This window comes from Thiorhodovibrio winogradskyi (assembly GCF_036208045.1).
Classification (GTDB): domain Bacteria; phylum Pseudomonadota; class Gammaproteobacteria; order Chromatiales; family Chromatiaceae; genus Thiorhodovibrio; species Thiorhodovibrio winogradskyi.
This window is the reverse complement of the sequence record NZ_CP121472.1, coordinates 1,547,429-1,569,704: the sequence shown is the minus strand read 5'-3', so window position 1 is coordinate 1,569,704 and position 22,276 is coordinate 1,547,429. Positions and strand designations below refer to the sequence as shown.

The 22,276-nt window shown below is 60.5% G+C and carries 21 protein-coding genes and 1 pseudogene; 21 read left to right on the top strand and 1 reads right to left on the bottom strand.

The window, feature by feature from the left end; all coding sequences use genetic code 11:
* The first annotated feature begins 542 nt into the window (after positions 1 to 542).
* The 20 genes and pseudogenes from Thiowin_RS07095 (at position 543) to Thiowin_RS07000 (ending at position 20,355) form a co-directional block, all read left to right on the top strand.
* On the top strand, positions 543 to 695 hold the full coding sequence (locus Thiowin_RS07095; protein WP_328988204.1) for a type IIL restriction-modification enzyme MmeI: 153 nt from the start codon (positions 543 to 545) through the stop codon (positions 693 to 695).
* A pseudogene (locus Thiowin_RS07090) lies at positions 682 to 1,425 on the top strand (DNA methyltransferase); the annotation flags it as partial. The gene Thiowin_RS07095 and the pseudogene Thiowin_RS07090, both read left to right, overlap by 14 nt.
* A complete protein-coding gene (locus tag Thiowin_RS07085) occupies positions 1,414 to 2,133 on the top strand; it encodes a type IIL restriction-modification enzyme MmeI (RefSeq protein WP_408034203.1) in 720 nt (239 codons plus the stop codon). The pseudogene Thiowin_RS07090 and the gene Thiowin_RS07085, both read left to right, overlap by 12 nt.
* Positions 2,130 to 2,336 (top strand): hypothetical protein, encoded by a 207-nt coding sequence (locus Thiowin_RS07080; RefSeq protein WP_328987045.1) that lies wholly within the window; start codon positions 2,130 to 2,132, stop codon positions 2,334 to 2,336. The genes Thiowin_RS07085 and Thiowin_RS07080 overlap by 4 nt, the downstream gene beginning before the upstream one ends.
* Positions 2,337 to 2,429: 93 nt before the next feature.
* The gene (locus Thiowin_RS07075; protein ID WP_328987044.1) at positions 2,430 to 2,645 is read left to right on the top strand and encodes a DUF2281 domain-containing protein; all 216 of its coding nucleotides are present in this window, start codon (positions 2,430 to 2,432) and stop codon (positions 2,643 to 2,645) included.
* Positions 2,635 to 3,054, top strand: coding sequence for a PIN domain-containing protein (locus Thiowin_RS07070; protein ID WP_328987043.1), 420 nt, complete (start codon positions 2,635 to 2,637; stop codon positions 3,052 to 3,054). Before Thiowin_RS07075 ends, Thiowin_RS07070 begins: the two co-directional genes overlap by 11 nt.
* Before the next feature lie 113 nt (positions 3,055 to 3,167).
* Positions 3,168 to 3,737, top strand: coding sequence for a Uma2 family endonuclease (locus Thiowin_RS07065; RefSeq protein ID WP_328987042.1), 570 nt, complete (start codon positions 3,168 to 3,170; stop codon positions 3,735 to 3,737).
* Positions 3,738 to 3,826: 89 nt separating this feature from the next.
* The gene (locus Thiowin_RS07060) at positions 3,827 to 5,728 is read left to right on the top strand and encodes a DEAD/DEAH box helicase (RefSeq protein WP_328987041.1); all 1,902 of its coding nucleotides are present in this window, start codon (positions 3,827 to 3,829) and stop codon (positions 5,726 to 5,728) included.
* Complete coding sequence (locus Thiowin_RS07055; RefSeq protein ID WP_328987040.1) at positions 5,616 to 5,924, top strand: GIY-YIG nuclease family protein; 309 nt, start codon at positions 5,616 to 5,618, stop codon at positions 5,922 to 5,924. The genes Thiowin_RS07060 and Thiowin_RS07055 overlap by 113 nt, the downstream gene beginning before the upstream one ends.
* Positions 5,925 to 6,203: 279 nt before the next feature.
* Positions 6,204 to 6,563: a Nif11-like leader peptide family RiPP precursor gene (locus tag Thiowin_RS07050; RefSeq protein WP_328987039.1), complete on the top strand. Its 360-nt coding sequence runs from the start codon at positions 6,204 to 6,206 to the stop codon at positions 6,561 to 6,563.
* A gap of 111 nt (positions 6,564 to 6,674) precedes the next feature.
* A complete protein-coding gene (locus tag Thiowin_RS07045; RefSeq protein ID WP_328987038.1) occupies positions 6,675 to 7,037 on the top strand; it encodes a hypothetical protein in 363 nt (120 codons plus the stop codon).
* 38 nt (positions 7,038 to 7,075) lie between these two features.
* Entirely contained in the window at positions 7,076 to 8,530 is a 1,455-nt protein-coding gene (locus tag Thiowin_RS07040) for a radical SAM/SPASM domain-containing protein (protein ID WP_328987037.1), read from the top strand.
* Positions 8,531 to 8,575: 45 nt separating this feature from the next.
* Positions 8,576 to 9,832, top strand: coding sequence for an NHLP bacteriocin system secretion protein (locus Thiowin_RS07035; protein WP_328987036.1), 1,257 nt, complete (start codon positions 8,576 to 8,578; stop codon positions 9,830 to 9,832).
* A 12-nt stretch (positions 9,833 to 9,844) separates the two neighbouring features.
* The gene (locus Thiowin_RS07030; RefSeq protein WP_328987035.1) at positions 9,845 to 12,070 is read left to right on the top strand and encodes an NHLP family bacteriocin export ABC transporter peptidase/permease/ATPase subunit; all 2,226 of its coding nucleotides are present in this window, start codon (positions 9,845 to 9,847) and stop codon (positions 12,068 to 12,070) included.
* Entirely contained in the window at positions 12,070 to 15,120 is a 3,051-nt protein-coding gene (locus Thiowin_RS07025) for an NHLP bacteriocin export ABC transporter permease/ATPase subunit (RefSeq protein ID WP_328987034.1), read from the top strand. The genes Thiowin_RS07030 and Thiowin_RS07025 overlap by 1 nt, the downstream gene beginning before the upstream one ends.
* On the top strand, positions 15,117 to 15,638 hold the full coding sequence (locus Thiowin_RS07020) for a hypothetical protein (RefSeq protein WP_328987033.1): 522 nt from the start codon (positions 15,117 to 15,119) through the stop codon (positions 15,636 to 15,638). Before Thiowin_RS07025 ends, Thiowin_RS07020 begins: the two co-directional genes overlap by 4 nt.
* Before the next feature lie 151 nt (positions 15,639 to 15,789).
* Positions 15,790 to 17,382: a radical SAM/SPASM domain-containing protein gene (locus tag Thiowin_RS07015; protein ID WP_328987032.1), complete on the top strand. Its 1,593-nt coding sequence runs from the start codon at positions 15,790 to 15,792 to the stop codon at positions 17,380 to 17,382.
* Positions 17,379 to 18,329: a DUF7005 family protein gene (locus tag Thiowin_RS07010; protein ID WP_408034175.1), complete on the top strand. Its 951-nt coding sequence runs from the start codon at positions 17,379 to 17,381 to the stop codon at positions 18,327 to 18,329. Before Thiowin_RS07015 ends, Thiowin_RS07010 begins: the two co-directional genes overlap by 4 nt.
* 452 nt (positions 18,330 to 18,781) lie before the next feature.
* Positions 18,782 to 19,018 (top strand): hypothetical protein, encoded by a 237-nt coding sequence (locus Thiowin_RS07005; RefSeq protein WP_328987030.1) that lies wholly within the window; start codon positions 18,782 to 18,784, stop codon positions 19,016 to 19,018.
* A gap of 11 nt (positions 19,019 to 19,029) precedes the next feature.
* Positions 19,030 to 20,355, top strand: coding sequence for an MgtC/SapB family protein (locus Thiowin_RS07000; RefSeq protein WP_328987029.1), 1,326 nt, complete (start codon positions 19,030 to 19,032; stop codon positions 20,353 to 20,355).
* A gap of 347 nt (positions 20,356 to 20,702) precedes the next feature.
* Here the strand turns inward: Thiowin_RS07000 and Thiowin_RS06995 are convergent, their stop codons facing one another.
* Complete coding sequence (locus Thiowin_RS06995; RefSeq protein WP_408034174.1) at positions 20,703 to 21,029, bottom strand: host attachment protein; 327 nt, start codon at positions 21,027 to 21,029, stop codon at positions 20,703 to 20,705.
* A 289-nt stretch (positions 21,030 to 21,318) separates the two neighbouring features.
* On the opposite strand from Thiowin_RS06995, the gene Thiowin_RS06990 reads away from it, so the two are divergent.
* Positions 21,319 to 22,263: a metallophosphoesterase gene (locus tag Thiowin_RS06990; RefSeq protein ID WP_328987028.1), complete on the top strand. Its 945-nt coding sequence runs from the start codon at positions 21,319 to 21,321 to the stop codon at positions 22,261 to 22,263.
* The last annotated feature ends 13 nt before the right edge of the window (positions 22,264 to 22,276 follow it).

Sequence of the window (22,276 nt, the reverse complement as noted above, 5' to 3'; positions counted from 1 at the left end):
ACTCACTAGCCGCCGAGACTCTGAGGCTCACACCGCGAACCATCAGGCCCTCTGGTACCCGAGAGCGGTCAGTGCCGCGTTAGATCGCGCTGGCCGGAATCCGCGGGCAGGCGGAATCCAAGCCTGCCTATTTCTGAAAAATCCAACCACGGAACCTTAATTAATAACACAAAAAAACCCGCCCCGATGACTCGGGAGCGGGGTTGTCTTGGGCGGTGGAAATCCGGGCCGGAGGGGTCAGCCGCGCCGCGTACACCGCCCACCGCGCCAGCTAGCCCGCGCCACGCCGGCCGGAAAAACAACATTGGCAGTGGTAAAGTCGATGCACTAAGCTTGCGTGACAAGCAACACTCCCGCGCATGCAAGCCAAGGATGCCAGGCCCCGAAACTATCACCATCCGCCTGCGCCCCTAGATCAAAGCCACCCAGTGCCAAGCCGGCGCTGGGAAATCGATGGATTGCGAACCCATGCCAACGGACTGATGCCCGCCGCGAATCGCCGAGGGCGCAAGCTACAAACTGGCTTTTGGAAGGATGACCAAGTGAACGCCGTCGAAATTGAAGAAGCCATCTCCGCCCTGGCCGAGCAGCCGTTCGCGGCCGAGGAATTCCCCTTCGCCTTCCTGGAGGCGTTCGGCAACAAGGCCACCACCTTTCTGCTTTTTCGCCGAGGATACCGACATTTTCTCGTCTGATGCGGGGTTTACCAAGACCATTGAGCAGATGAGTGATCGCGATTCCGCGAACACCCACGAGGTGATCAGCGAACTGTTCCGCGCGATGAACACGCCGACCGACCAGCGCGCGGCGGCCAAGCTGCCGCGCTGGGCCGACCGCTTCCCCTATGTCAACGGCGGTCTGTTTTACGACAGCGTCGAGGTTCCGCGCTTTAGCAAGATCGCGCGTTCTTATCTGATCCACATCGGTCATCTCGACTGGCAGAAGATCAACCCGGATATCTTCGGCTCCATGATCCAGGCAGTGGCCGAGGATGAGGAGCGCGGCGCGCTGGGGCTGCATTACACCAGTGTGCCGAATATCCTCAAGGTGCTCAATCCGCTGTTCCTTGATGGGCTGCGCGAGACGTTGGAGGAGGCGGGGAACAACAGTCGTAAGCTACTGAATTTGCGCCACCGCATCGCCCGCATCCGGGTGTTCGACCCGGCTTGTGGCTCGGGCAATTTCCTGGTCATCGCCTACAAGGAACTGCGCGCGCTTGAGGCGGAGATCAATCGCCGGCGCGGCGAGGCGGATCGGCGCTAGGAGATTCCGCTGACCAATTTTCGCGGCATTGAGATTCGTTCTTTTCCGGCGGAGGTGGCGCGGCTGGCGTTGATTATCGCCGAGTATCAGTGTGATGTGCGCTATCGCGGCAAGCAGTTGGCGCTGGCGGAGTTCTTGCCGCTGGAGAAAATGAATTGGATTGTCTGTGGGAATGCGTTGCGGCTGGATTGGTTGAGTATTTGTCCGCCGGTGGGGACGGGGGTAAAGCTGAAGGCGGATGATTTGTTTGAGACGCCGTTGGATCAGGCGGATGAAGCAGCGCAAAAACTCGCTGAAACGCCTCACCGCTTCCGCGAGCAGATAACGGCCAAAGAACGTGTGTTGGTAATTCCGCGCGTTAGTTCCGAGAATCGGCCATATTTGCCTGTCGGCTTACTTGAACCTGCCAGCGTAATTCAAGAAAAAGCATTCGCCCTCTACGACGCCCCTCTCTGGAATATGGCGCTCATTGCCTCCCGTCTTCACTGGGTCTGGATCGGAACCGTCTGCGTGCGCATGAGAACCGATTTTTCCTACTCCAACACCCTCGGCTGGAACACATTCCCCGTCCCCTTCCTCACCGCAAACAACAAAACCGACCTCACCCGCTGCGCCGAGAACATCCTGCTCGCCCGCGAGGCGCACTTCCCGGCCACCATCGCCGACCTCTATGATCCCAACAAGATGCCCGCCGACCTGCGCGCCGCCCATGACGACAACGACGAAACGCTGGAGCGCATCTACATCGGCCGCCGCTTCAAGAACGACACCGAGCGGTTGGAAAAGCTGTTTCAGATGTACACCGAGATGACCAGTGCCGAAAAGACCAAACCGCCCGCGACCAAGAAGCCAAAAAGAGCCAAGTCATGAATTTCCCTATCCAATACATTGTTGATGAACAATTAAACAAAAAGGCGGTGATCGTGCCTTATGCCGAATGGCAAAATATTCTTGAAGCCATAGAAAAACTGGATGATATTCACGCTTACGAACAGGCAAAAGCCGATCATAACGATGACAACATGCCATTTGAACAGGCTGTTGCGGAGATTAAATCAGGAATGATCGAATGATGTTTACCATTGCGATTCGTCGTTCCGCGCAGAAATCGCTCGCTCAAATATGATGAGAGTCATCGCGCGCTAGCAACACTCTAGGAGAAAGCCATGGAACAAGCTGAATTGCTGGAAACCTTGGAACAACTGCCGGTGGCAAAACAGGCCGAAGTGCTCGATTTCGCAAGGTTTCTTGTCGAACGCGCGCGGAAGGATTCGGTCGCGCCCAAAACCCTGCGGGAGTCTTCCCTGGCGCAATGGATCAATCAGCCGCTGAACGTCAAGGATTTTCAGCCGCTGACACGGGAAGAGGCCAATGCCCGCTAGGCTATTCGTTGACACCAATATCTGGCTCTATGCGTTGGTTGCCGACGATGGAAACCTCAAGCATCGGCTTGCCGCAGAGTTCGTCCTCGGTCTGACGCGGCCATTGGTGAACTCCCAGGTGATTCGCGAAGCGAGCAGCAATCTGCTCAAAAAGGCCGGCATCGAGGAACCGCGACTGCGTGCCATCGTTGGCGACTGGTATCGCGACTGCGAGATTCACCCCTCCAATGCGACGCAACACCTGTTGGCCTCCAAGTTACGGCAAAGCCACAGGTTCAGCTATTGGGACAGTCTGATTGTGGCAGCCGCGCTTGATGCCGGTTGCTCGGCGCTTTACAGCGAAGACATGCAGCACGGGCAAATCATCGACGACCGCTTGACTGTCATCAATCCATTGATCAGCCCTTGAAGCGAACGGCTCGAACAAGCCATGACCCAATCCGTCCCTTCCGTCCCACAAAAGATGGTTGCTTAGAAGGGTAAATCGGTTCATTGGTATCTGAACTGCGAAAGTAAAAAAAGATGATGAATCCTGCACAACAGCAAAAACTTCCAGTCGCCGACTACCTCCGTGGTGAAGACGGCGCCGAATGCCGACACGAATACATCGATGGCGAGGTTTACGTTATGACCGGCGCGAGTCGCGCCCATGGCCTCATTCTCGGCAATCTGCATGCCAGGGTGCATGAGCGCGCACGCGGCAAAAAATGCCAACTCTTCATCAATGACATGAAAGTGCGCCTGCAAATCGCCGGACAGGACATTTTCTACTATCCCGACCTGCTGCTGACCTGCGATCCCAACGACCGCGAAACCTACTATTGCACCGCACCCTGCCTGATCATCGAAGTGCTGTCAGACTCGACCGAGCGCATCGACCGGCGCGAAAAACTGCTGGCTTATCAAACCATCCCCAGCCTGCAAGCCTATTGGCTGGTAGCACAAAACCAGCGGCGCGTGGAAATCTATCGCCGACGCGACCAATGGCGCCCGGACATCTTCACCAGCGGCGAGGTGGCCTTGGATTGTCTTGATGGGACGCTCTCGATGGATGCGATTTATGAGGATGTGATTGATGACCACGGCCATTGACTGAAGGAGATACTCCAACGGAAATTTGTTTAAAGATTGAACCGCGCGGTGTTAATACTGTTCAGCCTTTGCAGCGACCGACATAAGCCATGACCCAATCCGTCCCGTCCGTCTCCGTCACCTATGCTCGCAATGGCCGCTCCACCCGCGCCAATGAACTCGGCATGCGCCCGATGCAGGAGCGCGCCTATGCCAAGCGCGGCGAGCAATATCTGCTGATCAAATCCCCGCCGGCTTCGGGCAAGAGTCGGGCGCTGATGTTTATCGCCCTCGATAAGCTCCACCACCAGGGGCTGAAGCAGGCCATCATCGTGGTGCCGGAGCGCTCTATCGGCGCCAGTTTCAACGACGAACCGCTGTCGCAATTCGGCTTCTTCGCCGACTGGCAGGTGCCGCCGAGGTGGAATCTCTGCAATGCCCCCGGCGAGGACGGCGGCAAGGTCAAATCGGTGCAGGCGTTCCTGGCCAGCAGCGACCGGATTTTGGTCTGCACCCACGCCACCTTTCGCTTCGCGGTCGATCAGGTCGGGGTCGACACCTTCGATGACCGGCTGATCGCGGTCGATGAGTTCCACCACGTCTCGGCCAACCCGGACAACAAACTCGGCGCCCATCTCGGCCAGTTCATCGCCCGCGACCGGGTGCATCTCGTCGCCATGACCGGCTCTTACTTTCGCGGCGACGCCGAGGCGGTGCTCGCCCCCCAAGACGAGGCCAAGTTCGACACCGTCACCTTTACCTACTACGAGCAGCTCAACGGCTACCAGTATCTGAAGCAGCTCGACATCGGCTATTACTTCTACACCGGTTCCTATGCCGAGAGCATCCTCAAGGTGCTGAATCCGCACGAGAAGACCATCATCCATATCCCCAGCGTCAACTCCCGCGAGAGCACCAAGGACAAGATTCGCGAAGTCGAACACATCATCGAGGAACTCGGCGACTGGCAGGGCCGGGACCCCAAGACCGGCTTTCAGCTGGTCTTGCGCCCCGACGGCCGGTTGCTGCGCATCGCCGATCTGGTCGAGGATGACCCGCGCAAGCGCGAGCCGGTGTCCGCCGCGCTGAAAGACCCGAGCCAGAAGAACAACCGCGACCATGTCGATATCATCATCGCGCTGGGCATGGCCAAGGAGGGCTTCGACTGGATCTGGTGCGAGCACGCGCTCACCGTCGGCTATCGCGCCAGTCTGACCGAAGTGGTGCAGATCATCGGCCGCGCCACCCGCGACGCACCGTGCAAAACCCGCGCGCGCTTCACCAACCTGATCGCCGAGCCCGATGCCGCCGAGCAGGCCGTGATCGAGGCGGTCAACGACACCCTGAAAGCCATCGCCGCCAGCCTGCTGATGGAGCAAGTGCTGGCGCCGCGCTTCAACTTCACGCCCAAGACACCAACCAGCGGCCCGCAAGCCGGCTTCGACTATGGCGCGGGCGGCTATGATCCAAACAAAGAAAACATCGGCGTCAACGAGGACAGCGGTGAATTCCATGTCGAGATCAAAGGGCTGGCTGAACCTAAGACAAAAGAAGCCGAGCGCGTCTGCCGCGAAGACTTAAACGAGCTGGTCGCTGCCTTTGTTCAGGACCGGCCCAGCATTGAACGCGGCCTGTTCGACGAGGAACTGGTCCCCGAGGAACTGACCCAGGTGCGCATGGGCAAGATCATTCAGGAGAAATACCCGGAGCTGGCAGCCGGGGACCGCGAGGCCGTGCGCCAACACGCCATCGCCGCGCTCAATCTGACCCAAAAGGCCAAGGAAAGGGTGGCGGGAACAGCACTCACCGACGAGCCAGCGCCGAGCGAACGTCCCAACACCGCCTTCATCCAGGGTGTGCGCCAGTTCGTCACCGATTCACAAAATCGGCGTCACCGGCATGGACGTCGAGCGGCGCATCGCCGGCGCGAAGTTGGACCCGACCTTCCTCATGGCCGATGTCGAGATCATCGCCACCTACGAGCTTTACAACATCAACCGCGCCAAGCTTGAGCACTTGATTCACCGAATTTTCGCCCCCGCGCGCCTGGAAATCGAGATCAAGGATCGCTTCGGAAATCCGGTGGTACCACGCGAGTGGTTCCTTGTGCCGCTCCATGCGATCCAGGACGCAGTCACGAAGATTCAGGACGGGAGCATTGTCAAGTATCGCTTCGATCCGAAAAGCGCGAAGCTTCTCGAACAGTGAAGGCGTTATGAAATTCAGTTCAACACACGAAAAACCTCAAAGAAAAGGCGAAGAGACGGACGGAGATTCAGGCTCTTAGCTGGGAGGAGAAATCTGGGAGGCCTGGCATAAGATGTATGACTCATTTTTGAATTGTTACCAAGTCTTGCCGGATTTGCATAGTCGGCGGCGGCCCGGGCGCCTAGACTTGCCGCTGACCGGATTGGCGCAGCCGCGCGGAAACCGCGACTCTCTCCACGAGCAGCTCGACACCGAACTCAGCAACAGGAGCCAAACACCATGTCAAACGCCGCAGCTAAAGAGTTCTTCGACTATATTGGCGCTGATCAAGCCCGCATGCGCGAAATTTCCACCAAGAGTCCCGAGCAGTTAGTTTCCTACGCCAAGGATAACGGCTTTGATGTCACCCTGGAGAGCCTGAAATCCAGTGTTCAGGAAATCCAATCCGCATCACCATCAACGCAGGCACTTGAGGATACCGAATTGGAAAAGGTCGCCGGAGGTGTTGGTGAGAATGCCGTCGTTGGGATTATTGGCGCGGTAGGAATCGTTGGCCAAATCCTCTTCCCAGGCACCCCCCCGGCCTGGCGAGACCCCTTGTACGAGCCTTTGCCGGGAGACATCATCCGAACACTCTAGTCCAGTTTCACCTGGAATCCACTTTGACCTGAATAAGGCAATTCCCGCTTCCCGGTCAATGCCCGGCCTTTAGTTCTGGCATTGACCCATCGCGCCTGACTGCGAGCCGTCATGTCGACTGAAAACGTCAAGCTGTTTTTCGCTGCCCTCGCGGCTGATCCGGAGCATCGCCTCCAACTCCAGCAGTTGAACAACACTTACCGAGGCCGGGCGCTCGACGAGCAGCGCCGATTGGCGCTGGTGCGGGAGCATGTTCTTCCGGTCGCCGAAGCAATGGGGTTCCCGTTTACGGCCGATGATCTCAAGGACTACGAAGCCCAGACGCTCGCGGATATACACCAATCCGGGCAGCTGTCGAGCGAAGAGTTGGATGTCATTACTGGCGGTAGTGGCGGGGACGGACTCTGCCACCTGCTCGGGGTGGCCCCCAATATCTCGCCCTACTGGCTAAACGGCTGTCCTCTTGGCATTTAGCACAGGCACGGGACAAGACCCTGGGTGCTCACGCAATAATGTATGCGATCATCTCTCCCCGCTTTGCGCTAAGAGGCTGGCACGGGCTACCTTTTGGGCTCGAGGATCGCGCGAACGGAATCAATTCGCCCCTTGATGCCGCGAGCTTTCAGGCGCTGTCCCTGTGCGACGGCAAGACACCCATCGCCTTTCCGCTGGTTTCCTCATCCTTGATCGAGCGGGTTCATCGGCTGATTGACGCGGGCGTTGCCCAAGCCTGCGATCCTGGCGCCAAGCTGGCCGGGGAACAAGCGTATCGCCAGACGCAAGCGCGCTTTATCGATTTGGTGCACTGGTCCATCACCGGCAAATGCAACCTACGCTGCCGCCACTGTTATATGGAAGCGCCGCGGGCCAAATACGGCGAGCTGTCCACCGAGCAATGCCTGCATATTGTCGATCAGCTCCATCAGGCCAATGTCAGCCGGGTGGCCATCACCGGCGGCGAGCCGCTCATCAGAGCGGACTTCTGGCGGATTGTTGATGCACTGCGGGAAAAAGGGATCATACTGGCAGAACTTTTTACCAATGGTGTTCTGCTGACTGACAGCACCCTCGCCGCGTTGCGCAAGCGCGCGCTGAGCCCGACCCTGGTTCTCAGCTTCGACGGCCTGGGCACCCATGATTGGGTCAGGGGGGTCGCGGCGGTCGAGGAGAAAGTCATCGAAGCCATTCCCCGCGCGGTCAAGGCTGGTTTTCGCGTGAGCATTGAGACGGCGGTCTACAAAGGGAACCTCAACCGGCTAATGCCCACATACGCGCTTCTCAAGGGGCTCGGTATCAGCGCCTGGAAGGTCGCGGGGATGATGAATACCGGTGGCTGGAGACGCGAGGGGCGCCATCTGACTGCCCCCCGCACCGCGCTCTACGCTGCCTACCTGGACTTGGCCGCCCGTCATCGGCGCGACGGGGCGCCCTTCACGCTGGCGCTTGGCGGGCTCTATTATGGCGCCAAGGGCGGCTCGCTGTGGATGAGTCCGTTCAACAAGCTCTCGGGGCAGCCGGACGCTGTCAGCCAGGCAGTTTGTCTCAGTTGCCGCATCCGTCCCGCTATCATGGCCGATGGCAGACTCTTGCCCTGCATTCCGATGACGGACACGGGGGTCGAACGCGAGATGCCGAGGCTGAGCGAGACGACTTTGTCACAGGCCTTGCGCGACTCGGCCTATTTCGACCGCATCGACACCCGGGTGGAGCAACTGTTTTCCAGGAATCGCCAGTGTCGCGCCTGCGCGCACCGGCTAAAATGCGGCGGTGGTTGCCGCGCCTCCGCGCTCGCCGCCGGTCATGGCGATTACTTCGGGGCTGATCCGGATGCCTGCTTCTTCTTTAAAAACGGCTATGACGAAAAGCTCGCACGCAAGCTAAACGCCAAGCCGGCTTCCGCGCTGGAGATTACCCAGGCGCGGACACGGGCAGATCGGACGCAAGCGGCGCGGATGGCGGTGGGATGACGACAGAGCAGGCTTGACTGGCAAAACGAGGGAGCCGAGACATTCATGGGACAAGAGATTTTCCGCAAATCGGCGCTTGAGCGCCTGTCTTCTCCTGAACAGCTCGATCGCTTGGTCACTGTGGTCAGCCCGAAAAACTGGCTGGCACTGCTGACCATCACCCTGCTGCTGGCGGCGGTGGTGGCCTGGGGCATCCTCGGGGCCCTGCCCACGCTGGTGAAGGGCAACGGCATTCTGATCAGCAGCGGCGGGCAGATCACCACCATTCAAGCCCCGGCGGCGGGCACCCTGACCGAGATCCTGGTCGACTTGGGCCAGGAGATCGAGGCGGGGCAAGTTCTGGCGCGCCTGTCGCAAACCGATGCCATGCAACGCCTGCGCAGCGCCCAGGGGTTGCTGGAGGAACGTGAGCGCGCCCTCGCGCAATTGCAGGCGCAGTTCGAGGACGAACTCAGGCTCAAGCGCGCCAACATGATGCTGCGCCGCGCGGCCTTGCAGGATCAGATCGACGCCGGGGCCAAGCGCGGCGACTTCCTGCGCGAGCGCCTCGCCAACCAAGAATCCATGCAAAAGCGCGGGCTGGCTTCGCGCGATGAGATAGAAACCACGCGCGATGAGCTCAATCAGGTGGACGAAAAGGTCGCCCAGGTGCGCACCCAGATGGCCACCATTGAGGCCGAGGAACTCGATTTGCTCGCGACCCAGGCCAATGAGCGCCGCCGCGCCGAGGAGGCCATCCATGACGCCGAACGCCAGATTCGGGAACTGGAGGCCAGTCTGGCCGAGGCCACGGTGGTGACCGCGTCCGCGCGCGGCATCCTGGCGGAGATCAAGGTCAATCCGGGCGCCCGGGTCGCGGAAGGCCAGTCGTTGTTCGCCCTGCAATCCGGTGGTCAGTCGCTCGAACTCATCCTCTATATCCCTCCGCAAGATGGCAAAAGGGTCAAGCCCGGCATGTCGGCGCAAATCTCCCCCGCCACGGTGAAACAGGAGGAATTCGGCACCATCAAGGGCGCGGTCGACTGGGTCTCGGACTTTCCCGCCTCCATGGACGGCATGCGCGCCGTGCTTGGCAGCAATGAACTCGCCCAGACCTTCGCGCCAGCCGGGCCGCCCTATGTGGCGCGGGTGGCGCTTGAGCAAGACCCCGTGAGCGTCAGCGGTTATCGCTGGACCTCGCGCAAGGGCGCCAATCTGCCGCTGTCGGCGGGCACCCTGTGCAGCGCCGAGATCACCATCGAGAGACGCGCGCCCATCACCCTGGTGATTCCGCTGCTGCGCGAACTCAGTGGCATTTACTGAGCAGGTTCGATCATGTCCGCGACTGCCACGACTGAAAGCCTGAAGCCGAACGCGCCCAAGGGCGGCAAGCGTTTTAAAACCCCCACCCTGCTGCAAATGGAGGCGACGGAATGCGGGGCCGCCGCGCTGGGAATGATCCTCGCCCGACACGGCTGCTGGGTTCCGCTTGAGCAATTGCGCGTGGCCTGCGATGTCTCGCGCGATGGGTCCAAGGCCTCCAACATGCTGCGCGCCGCGCGCCAGCATGGCCTGGTCGCCAAGGGCTTTCGCAGCGAGCCCGAGGGCCTAACCAATTATCCCTTCCCCATGATCGTGCACTGGAATTTCAACCATTTTCTGGTGCTGGAGGGGATGGATCGCAAACGCGGGCGGGTGTGGATCAATGACCCGGGGACCGGGCCGCGCACCATCGGCATTCGGGAGTTTGACGAGTGCTTCACCGGGATCTGCCTGGTGTTCGAGCCGGGCTCCGAGTTCCAGCGTCGCGGCGGGCGGCCCAACCTGCTCGCGCCACTGCGCAAACGCCTGGCCGGTTCCAGCAATGCCCTGTCCTATGTGCTGCTCGCCACCCTGCTGTTGGTCCTGCCCGGGCTGGTGATTCCTGTCTTCAACAAGGTTTTTATCGACGAAATCCTGGTCGGCGGCAGTGATCGCTGGCTGATGCCGCTGCTGATCGGCATGGGACTGACGGCGGTGCTCAATGCCGTCATCGTCTGGCTGCAACAGATCAACCTCTCGCGCCTGGAGATCAAGCTCGCGCTCAATTCCTCGGCGGTGTTCTTCTGGCATGTGCTGCGCCTGCCGGTGCAGTTCTTTGGTCAGCGCTATCCTGGCGACATTTGCAATCGGGTCTCCTCGAATGATCATGTCGCGAGCCTCCTCTCCGGTCAGTTGGCCACCAACATCATCGGCCTGGTCACCATTGTGTTTTATGCCGTGGTGATGGCCTTCTACAGCTTGCCGCTGACGCTGATCACGGTCGCCTTGGCGCTGTTGAATTTTCTGGCGCTGGCCGCCGTCGCCCGCCAACGCGAGGACAGCTCGCGGCAATTGGTCAATGATCAAGGCAAGCTCGGCGCGGCGTCCATCAGCGGTTTGCAATTGATCGAGACCCTGAAGTCGAGCGGCTCGGAAAGCGATTTCTTCACCAAATGGTCGGGCTTGCAGGCCAAGTATCTCAACGCCCAGCAGAGCCTGACGAGCGCCACCACTGTCATCTCATCGGTGCCGACGCTGCTGGCCGCGCTCACCACCGCCAGCATCCTCGGCGTGGGCGGGCTGCTGGTGCTTGATGGCTCCCTGACCATCGGCGGCCTGGTGGCTTTCCAAGGCCTGGCGAGCAGCTTCGCCGGACCCATCGGCGGCCTGGTGGATTTGGGCGGTGAGGTGCAAACCATCAAGGGCGAACTCGCGCGCATTGAGGACGTCCTGCACTACGACATGGATGAGCGCATGCAGGACAACGCGCGGGTCTTTGCCGTCACCAGCCCGGCCCGTCCCTTGCCGCCGAAATTACGCGGTCAGCTCGAAATCCGCGATCTGGTGTTCGGCTACAACCGTTCCGATCCGCCAGTGATTCAGGGGCTCAACCTGCTGGTGGAGCCGGGTCAGCGCATCGCGCTGATCGGCGGCTCGGGCAGCGGCAAGTCGACGGTGGCCCGGATTGTCAGCGGATTGCATCGCCCCTGGTCGGGACAGGTGCTCTACGACGGCATGCCGCTCGCGGAGCTGCCGCACGCATGGTTCGCCAACTCAGTGGCGACGGTTGATCAGGAAATATTTCTGTTCTCCGGCACGGTGCGCGAGAACATCGCGCTTTGGGATCCGACCATCACCGAGGAGGCCATCACCCAGGCGCTGCGCGATGCCTGTGTGCTGGATCTGATCGAAAACCGTCCCGGTCGCTATGAAGCCCAGGTGGCCGAGAACGGCGCCAATTTCAGCGGCGGTCAACGCCAGCGCCTGGAAATCGCCCGCGCACTCGCGGCCAATCCCAGTGTGCTGATCCTCGATGAGGCCACCTCGGCGCTCGACCCGACGGTGGAGAAGCAGATCGATGAAAATCTACGCCGCCGGGGTTGCACCTGCCTGATCGTCGCCCATCGCTTGAGCACCATTCGCGACGCCGACCAAATCCTGGTGCTGGAGCGCGGCCAGGTGGTTGAACAAGGCCGTCACGAAGAATTGGTCGAGAACGACGGCCCCTATCGGCGACTCATTCAGTCCGGCGAGGCCTGATGATGCAGCAGTCCATGCAGGCGACCACAGCACCCATCCACGACAGTTTCGACGCCGAGTTGCTCGCCAAGATTGACGGCACCCGGCTGTCGGTTGGCTATCACAACCCCTTCCTGATTCAGGAACCCGATCTGATCTGGCTGGTGCTCAAGGGCAGCGTCGATATTTTTGCCGTGCCGGTGGTCGCGGGCAAAATCGTCGGCACCGGCCAACATCTGCTGCGCGTGGAGGCCGGAGAACTCATTTTCGGCATGTCCCCGGCCCCCGGCATGATGCCAGTCGATACGCCGACCCCGGACCCGGAAGCAGAGATCGAACATGGCCCGATGGAGATCGCGCTGCGTGCCGTGGCCACCATGGGCACGGAACTTTATCGTGCCCGACGGCGCGACATCGAGGATGAGGATTTTGACATCATCGTGGTGGACTGGATCGACACCTGGATCACCCAGCTCGCCAATGTCCTGATCCCAGTGGGCGGCCCCCGCGCTGACGGTTTTCTGGAGGCCGAGCCGGGGCTGGAATACCCGGCCAAGCGGGTGTTGCTGCCCCAGTCCCGCGATACCATCTGGGTTCAGACTGATCAGGGCGAGGCCAAGGCCGCCGGAACCTGGCCGCTTCCCACCGCGAGCGATGGACGCTGGTTCCCACTCGCGGGCAATCTGTGGCTAACCTGCGAGAACGCCTGCACGCTGAGCGGCATTTACACGCCAACGGCTCTGTTTCGCGGCACTCTATGGCAGAGCCTGGATGCTTTTCACATCGTCTTCATGAGCGCGCTGGCCGCGCGGCTTGCCGAGACCCGCCAACGTGACGCAGGTCGGCTTGAGCGGCGAGCAGCAGGTGATCGACTGGTCTTTGGCGGCGCGCTGCGGCGCATTGCCGGGATTTTGCTGCCCAAAAGGCGCGATCAGGGCTTGGCCGACAGCCCTATCGCCACGGATGACCCGCTGCATGAAGCCATGCGTCTGGTCGCCGCCGCCTCCGGCATGACCATTGCCCCGCCGGCGGAGCGCATCAACCCGCTGGCGCATCCGCTCGATGAGATCGCGCGCCGTTCGCATCTGCGTACCCGGCGGGTGTTGCTGCGCGATGATTGGCATCGGCGCGACAATGATCCCCTGCTCGGCTATCTCGGCGAGGACCAGCGCCCGGTCGCGCTGATTCCGGACGGACCCAAGCGCTATCGGCTGATAGACCCCGGCGCCAAACCCGGTACCAATCAGGAACAGCCGCTCACGGAAGCGCTGGCCGAACAACTCGCTGGCGAGGCCCAGGTGCTCTACCGCCCCTTCCCGGCACATCCGCTGAAGGTGCGCGAGGTGCTGCGTTTCGGGCTGGCTGGTCTGCGTCTCGACCCTGCCACTGTGCTGGCCATGGGGCTGCTGACCGGTCTGCTCGCCCTGGCCACCCCCATCGCGACCAGTCAGATTCTCTCCGACATCATTCCCCGCGCCGACATCTCCATGCACCTGATGCTGGTCGCGGGCCTGGTGCTGGCGGCCCTTGGCTCGGCCGCCTTCGCGGTGACCCGCGGCTTTGCCATGCTGCGCTTGCAAACCCGCATGGACGCGCGCATTCAGACCGCCGTGTGGGATCGGCTGCTGAGCCTGCCGGTGAGTTTCTTTCGCGACTACATCGCCGGCGATCTCGCCGATCGCGCCAACGGTATCAATGCCATCCGCGAAGTCTTGAGTTCCACGGTGCTCCAGGCCGCGCTCAATCTGGTGTTCTCCCTCTTCAGTCTCATCCTGCTGTTCTGGTATAGCTGGAAACTGGCCTTTGTCGCCCTTGGCGTGGTACTGGTCATCCTCGGGCTGTCTTTTCTGGTCACCCTGATGCAATTGCCGCTGCAACGGGAAATGATCGGTCGCGGCGGCAAGATCGAGGGATTGGTGTTTCAACTCCTGGTGGGCCTGTCCAAGCTGCGCAACTCCGCGAGCGAGGCGCGCGCCTTCGCCCGCTGGGCTGAGCAATTCAGCATCACCAAGGATCTCACCTATCGTATCCGCCGCCTCGGGGCCATGCAGCAAGTGCTCAATACACTCTTTCCGCTGATTGCCTCCATTGCCTTTTTCGCCGTCATCAGCTTTGTGCTCAATCAAGCATCAGAAGCCGACAGCGCGCCCCTTGCTTTGGCGCAAAGCGGATTCGGCATCAAGGAGTTTCTCGGCTTTTTGCCTGCCTTCGGGCAATTCAGCGGCGCCATGATCGGACTCCTTGGAACCCTCACCACCCTGATCACCATTGTCCCGCTCTATGAGCGCGTGCGTCCCATTCTCGAGGCCATCCCCGAACGCTCCGAACTCAAGGCCGACCCGGGCGCGCTCGACGGTCGCATCGAGTTCTCGTCGGTGGTCTTCCGCTACGATCCGCAAGTGCCACCGGCGGTCAATCAGGTCTCACTGCGCATCGCCAGCGGCAGCTATGTGGCCTTTGTTGGCGCTTCAGGCTCGGGCAAGTCGACCCTGGTGCGTCTACTGCTTGGCTTCGAGCAACCGGAATCCGGCGGCGTCTATCTCGACGGGCGCGACATCTCGGGACTCGATATGCAGGCCGTGCGCCGGCAAATCGGCGTGGTGCTGCAAAACGGCCGCATCATGTCCGGCTCCATTTTTGAGAATATCGTCGGCAGCCTGCCGCTCGCCATCGAGGACGCCTGGCAAGCCGCCGAGATGGCCGGTTTTGCCGAGGACATTAAACAAATGCCCATGGGCATGCACACCGTGCTGCCCGATGGCGCGGCATCCCTGTCCGGCGGCCAGCGTCAACGCCTGATGATCGCCCGCGCCCTGGTGCACAAGCCCCGCATTCTCATCCTCGACGAGGCGACCTCCGCACTCGACAACCGCACCCAGGATGTCGTCAACCGCAGCCTGACGAAATTGAACATGACGCGCATCGTCGTGGCCCATCGCCTGAGCACCATTGAGCGCGTTGATCGCATCTTCGTCATGCAACAGGGCCGCATCGTCGAATCCGGTACTTTCCACGAACTAATGAACCTAAATGGCGAGTTCGCGGAATTGGCGCGGCGACAGATGGTTTGACCGATGCCCACCAAGAAAGCAGTGGGGTTTTACTCATTGGACGACAATCCGCGCAGGGAGGTGTGATCGAACTCAATAGGCGTTTTCCCTCAATCAACAATGGCAATCAACAATGGAGACTCATCATGTCAGCCAATGAAAACAGCTGCTCCGCGGACATTCACAAGAAGGTCGCCGAAACCTTGGACAAGATTCTCACCAAGGCAAACGAAGACGAAGCCTTCGGCGCGCTTTGCGTAAAGGACTTTGGCGCCGCTTTCGCGCAATTGATTGGCAAGCCAATGCCAGAAGGGGCAGGGTTTTCCTGCGAGAAGAAAGGCGGGCGCGTCTTGCTCAAGGTTCCAGCAAATCAAGACAACCAAAGTGACGAGCTAACGGATAGCGATCTTGAGAAGGTAGCTGGCGGCTTTACCAATCCTTTTACCCTGTTGCAGAAATTTCTGGCTCCTGGAGAACAATTTCCAGTCGCTCCTGCCTATGCCGCACCAAGTTGGTTTGGCAACCCAAATTCTTGGTGAGCTTCAGTGAAGCGCCATTGACAACTTGACAACTTGATACCTTGCAGCCGAGCCGCCTTGGTCGCAATAGGCAGAACATTGTCCCCGCTCATTAATGACCAAGGTGGCAAGCGCGTGCCTCGCAATCCCTCCACCACGAAAGGTCAGGCTATTGATCCACCAATCAAGCGGTCCCCCCCTGAAGATTCATGGCGAGTTTCAAGACATGAAGGTTTCAGCGACTCACGGACCTCCGCGTACTGCGGTATGGGAATTGACACTGGCATGCAACATGCGGTGTCGACACTGCGGCTCCGCATGTACCTACAAAGCATCCGACGAACTGGATACGCAAGAAGCCCTTGATCTGTGCGATCAGCTCGCGGGCCTTGGAATCGAGTTGGTGACCCTGTCCGGTGGGGAGCCTCTTTTGCGGGACGACTGGCATCTGATCGGTGCTCGCCTGGTTGAACAGGGTGTTAAGGTCAACATGATTTCCAATGGTTGGCTGTTTGACGCCGACGCTGTAAATCGCGCACTCGAGGCTGGTTTCAGCAACTGCGCGGTCAGTCTCGATGGCACCGAGGAAGTGCATGACGCTCTGCGCCGCACAGGCGCCTTTAAACATGCATGCAGTGCCTTGCGGGCGATGCAGCAAGCTGGGATGGGCTCCGCGGTCATCACCACCCTGATGCAAGACAATCTTGACCTGCTGCCGCGAATGCACCCCCTGCTTGAGGATTTGGGAGTACAGCATTGGCAATTACAGCTTGGCATGCCCATGGGCAGCATGACCATGGATCGAGTCATCGCCCCCAGCCAGGTCGAGACGATTGTGAGCTTTGCTCACTCACTCCTCAATCGCGGTCCGATTCAGCCGGTTCTGGCCGATTGTGTTGGATATTACTCCCATCACTATCAAGAGATACGTGCTTCCTACTTTGTCTCCGACCTTCCGTGGAATGGATGCAATGCCGGAAAATCCAATATCGGCATCCTACATAATGGCGATATCCTTGGGTGCACTTCAATTCGCGCGCCTGAATTCGTGGAGGGCAACATTCGGCAGACCCCGCTGCGTGTCATCTGGAATAGACCCGGCGCTTTCGCTTGGAATCGTGATTTCTCTGTCGAGGATCTCGGCGGCTTTTGCGAGAAGTGCCGTTATGGTGAGATTTGCCGAGGGGGATGTCACAACGTCAAACTCACCATGACCCGATCACTTCGGGACAACCCTTACTGCACCTACAGAGCGCAAGTCGAAGCACTGGTGCCAAAAATTCACCAGATGCGCGACATTGACAAACTCTTGGACAGGGCACGCAAGGCACTTGCATTGGATATGTACGAAATCGCGGAAACCTGTCTGGAACGAGCCAATACCCTGTCTTCCGACAACCTCGACATTTTGCAAATGTTGGGTTATGCCCACTATCAATGCCGCCAGTACCAAAAGAGCCGCGACATCACCGAGCAGGCTCTAATGATCGCCCCGAATGATGCCTATTCCTGGCATGGCTTGGGCAATGCGCTCGCCAAGCTCGGCCACATAATAGAAGCCGAGCAGGCCATGCTGCGCGCGCGGGACCGAGCCACCAATGACGAACGCCTCATGTGCGACCTTGAAAATGACCTTCGCATCCTCAAGAGCGGTGACCGCGGAATCGGCGGCATGCGGCCCAGTCGACCACTTACAGATAATCCCCGATCGAACAACCACTCATCCGCTTTTCGCCACATCGGACTGTCCCCTGACAACCCGTGAACCAATCCTTACGCGACTATTGTCAAGGTTTTGCCAATACGCATGCCCCTTGGCCAGGGTTACCGCTTCCCGAGCCGCCAACCTTGGCCTGGTGGCGCGCCCTTCTGGCAGACCGGGATGCAAACAGCCTTGTCGATACACTGCGCGAGTCTCTGCCGCAGTTGTGCCTGCCACAGTACCCTGGCATCTCCCAGTCCGATGAATATCGACGATCTGTGCTTCTCGGGCTACCTATACATACAAGCTTTGACACCGAGATGCCCGGTCTGCTGGCCCCCGAGGAACTGCGCATTGAGATTGCCGAGCATTTCGCCGTCACCCTGCCTGTGCTTTGTACGGCGAATCGTGAGGATTTTCTGTTTCTGGTGCGCGCACTCGCTCACCGCTGTGAGCCGGCACCCGTCGCCGCCGGCGTGCATGCCCAGGCCATTGGCGGTCTGATTCACTGGGGCTTGATTCGTGCCCACGGACGCGAGACTCGGGCGCGGCTCATCCTGCTGCATGATGCGCCCTATGGCTCTGTCCCAGCAGATCAGGTGCCAGGCCACCCGAGTACCGCGGACTGGCTCGCGCGCTCCGGCGTGCTGAGGCTCGAGCATGAGCTGACCCATCTTGCCACCAAGGCGCTGTGCGGGGAAATGCGCCTGAATCTGCTCGATGAGCTTATTGCCGACGCCATGGGAATGCTCCGCGCCCTTGGAACCTTCTCGGCGGACCTATATCGGCGTTGCCTTGGCATTGAGGGCGATGGCAGCGCGCAGCCAGATGCACGGGTCTGGACCTATCTCGCCGAATTGGAGCAAAGCGATGCCCTTGCGGCGATCCAGCTTGTGCTGGAGCGGGCGCGGGAACTCGAGCACTTGGTGCAAGCCGAGCGGCTACCGGGCGATTCGATTCAACGCCTAAAATGGCTCTGTCAACAGCGACTCGATCAGCCTTGGGGATGAGTTTGATGTCTCACCACACCGAGGATGCGGGTCTGGTATCCCTAGACATCGCTGGCATTGCACATCAGCAAGCGGCTACTTTTGACCCCGCTGATCTAACGGGCCGACTCAAAGACCAGTCGGGCCAGGCCGTAGACGCCCTCAGCTGGGCGGGATAGCACAGGCACCGTCTGCAGGACTGGTGCATAGGCCCCCAGGCGAGCGGCATTTGAACCGCTGTTGCCAACGCATCGACGCGGCATCGGCTCGATCGCCATATCCGGCGGCCAGCCGGACCACGGCTTAGAGGATCGCGAATGCCCGCTTCATCAGTCCGGCAAGGCCCTGGCCTGATCGCCCCGGCATAGCCTTTGCTGCGATCAAGATAACGTTGAAGTCGAGGAGGCCAATCGCTAGACGACTGTCAGCGTTCACAGCATCCCACATCCTTGACTAGAAGCGGAGGAGCCATCATGAACACCTATGACTTCAACCCCAGCCAGATTCCGCAGCGCCGCTTTACGATCCCGCGCTTGCCTAGCACTCAACCCGCGATCCTGATCGCCTTGTTGGTGACCGTCGGCATACTGACCTACTTCGTCGGCCTGATGATGGTCACGCCCATCCTTGGCTATGCCAGCTGGCACGCCTATCGCGAGACCTTGATCCCGGAATCTAGCGCAGAGCAAGGCGTTGAGACGGGCATCTAAGAGTCCGCGGCATGACCAGCTTGATCTCAGGCGACGAGTATCAGATCCTCCTCCAGCTCGGCATCGCGCTCGCGATTGGTCTGCTGTTCGGTCTTGAGCGCGGCTGGCACGGGAAGCAGGACGGCGATCACAAAAAGGCTGCTGGCGTTCGGACCTTTGGCCTGATCGGTCTGCTCGGCGGTGTTGGCGGCGTCATGGCCCAAGTGCTCACCCCCATCGTCCTCGGCCTGCTGTTCCTGGCGCTGGCCGCGGTCGCGCTCGGCAGCTACCTGTTTCATGCCCACGAGACGGACGCAACCGGCAGCACCACCCTGATCGCCGAGCTGCTCGCATTTGCTCTAGCCGCCCTCTCAACCCTGGGGCATCAAGTCGAAGCCGCATCGGCCGCAGTCATCTCCACCCTCCTACTCGGTTTCAAGCCGCAACTGCACCACTGGCTGGCGCGGCTTGAGCAAGCCGAGCTACAGGCGACCCTCAAGCTGTTGCTGATCACGGTGGTGCTGCTGCCGATCTTGCCAGATCGCGGCCATGGTCCGGCCGAGGCACTCAACCCTTACGAGATCTGGTGGTTGGTGGTCTTGATCGCCGCGATCTCATACCTTGGTTATTTCGCGGTCAGGATATTGGGGGCCAATGCCGGCGTTGTGCTAACCGGCCTGCTCGCCGGACTCGCCTCCTCGACCGCGCTGACGCTGCAAATGGCACGCCTCGGGCGTGATCAGCGCGAGCGCGCCAACCTGATCGCGACCGCGATTCTGATCGCCAATATCACCCTGTTTCCGCGCATCCTGGTCATTGTCGCGCTGCTCAAGCCCGGGCTGGCGCTGACCTTGGCCCCACCGCTGACTGGCATGATGCTGCTGACGCTCGTGCCGACCTTGTTGTTCTGGCTGCGCCGCGGGACTCCGCTCGATCAAGGCGCGCTGCAGGTCAGCAATCCGCTATCCTTGGGCCAAGCGATGCGTTTCGGGCTGCTCTTGGCGGGGGTCATGTTGGTCGCGCGCGTCAGTGCCGATGCCTTCGGCGGCGCCGGCCTGCTCGGCGTCGCGGCAGTCTCTGGCCTCGCCGACCTGAATGCGATTACCCTCTCCATCGCGCGCATGGAGCTGAACACGATCGGGGAGCGCACGGCAGTCATCGCCATCTTGGTGGCGCTGACCTCCAACGCCCTCTTCAAGACCCTGCTCTGCGCAACCATCGGTGGTCCACGGCTGGCCTGGCGCATCGGACTGCCGCTCAGCGTCGCACTGCTAGCGGGCTTTGCGATGGTGCTGTCCGATTATAACGTCCAGCAGTGGATCGCCGGCCTGCCGCTAAAACGGGTTGAATGGCGTTGACGGGATGAGATCGACATCTGTTGATGGCGACCCGGCAGCTTTGCATCGGGTACGTGTTTAAAGTACTTGGAGGCCAGCCTGTAAAGCAAGAGGGATTCCCCTTCTGTGCTCTGTGCATGAAACCTAACAATGACATAATCAAGGAGGTGAATTCGATGAACTGGGACACAATCCAAGGCAAGTGGAATCAACTGCAAGGCGAGCGAAGAACCGTTGGACGAAGCTAACCGACGATAATCTACTGGCCGTGGAAGGCAGTCGTAACTGAATACGGCTGAGAATACGCACAGCATCAGCCCGAGCCTGCTGATTTGCCGGCGCGAGCCGGGTTTCAGTGCGTCCAGTGCTCAACGGAGGGGCGTTTCAAACAGCCGCTCCGGCAGATGAGCCCGCACGCCTGTTGCATCGTCGCGCGTCAAGTTCTTGTCGATCTCGAGCACGGCCTGACGCGCCGTCTCATCCGGCAGACTCTTACGCAGCAAGCCAAGAAAGGCCGGCGGCGCGACTAATCCGAGCATCTCCAAGCGCCGTTCGATTCTGGCTTGATCCAGGATCTCGGCGAGCGATTTCGCGAAACGCTGGGCCTCGAGCTCACCCGGTTGCGTCCTCGGTTCGAGTGCGTGCCGTCCTTCTCCACCCGAATCAAAGGCACGACGCGGCTTGTCGGTGACCAAGTCTTGGTCTAGCAGCCGGTTCTTGTCACCGATGAAGTGATTCGTTCGAGCAGGAGCAGCGAAACCTCTTCCTCTTGAACCCGATGGCCTTTGACCTGAAGATCTTCCTCGTGTTGGTCCGGCCCTATCCGCCGGCCAGCTTGGCTTTTGGCCGTCCTCTGCAACCGCCGCGAATCGCCCGGAGTAGAGGCCGAACCCCAGGAACAGATGTCACGTCCCGAGATGGCCACTGCCTGATCATCCAGCCCAGCCCCTACCCAGTCCCCATCCATTAACGGAAGCCCGCCTCATGGACGCCTACAGCCCCGACGCCTACGACCTCATCGGCGATCTCCACGGTCACGCCCAGCGCCTGCGCAAACTGCTTGAGCAGCTCGGCTACCGCGAGACCGACGGCGCCTATCGTCACCCCCAGCGCCAAGCCCTCTTCGTCGGCGACTTCATCGACCGCGGCCCCGCCCAGCGCGAGACCGTCGCCATTGCCCGCGCCATGGTCGAGGCCGGTAGCGCCCGAGCCGTGCTCGGCAACCATGAATTCAACGCCATCGCCTACGCCACCGAAGACCCCGAGGCGCCCGGCACCCATCTGCGACCGCGCAGCGAGAAGAACCGCCGCCAGCACCAAGACTTCCTCAACGAGGTCGAACATCAGCCCGAGATCCATGCCGACATCATCGACTGGTTCCGCTGCCTGCCGCTCTATCTCGAGCTGCCTGGCCTGCGCCTCATCCACGCCTGTTGGGAAGAGCAACAGCTTGCCGCGATCCGCCCCTTCCTCGATCACAACAACCGACTCACCGAGGCCGGCCTCATTGCCGCCAGCCGTCGTGGCCATTCCGCCAATGCGGCACTCGAGAGCCTGATCAAAGGCCTTGAGGTCGCGCTGCCAGACGGCTATCGCTATCTGGACAAGACCGGCCACTGGCGCACGGAAGTGCGTGTGCGCTGGTGGGATGAGACCGCCACCGACATACGCGATGCCGCCTTGCTCGACGCCGAGCAACGGGAGCAGTTGCCGAGCGTCTCTGTCCCTTCCGCTGCTCGGCCTGGCTACAGAAATACACGACCACTTTTCATCGGCCACTACTGGCTCGAGGGTATACCGGCACCCTTAACCCCAAAGGTCGCCTGTCTGGACTACAGCGGGGCAGAGCCCGGCGTGCTTTGTGCGTATCGCTGGCAGGGCGAGACGCAGCTCAAGGCCGAGAATTTCTGCTGGGTCACTTCAGAGTAACCATCCGGCCCGA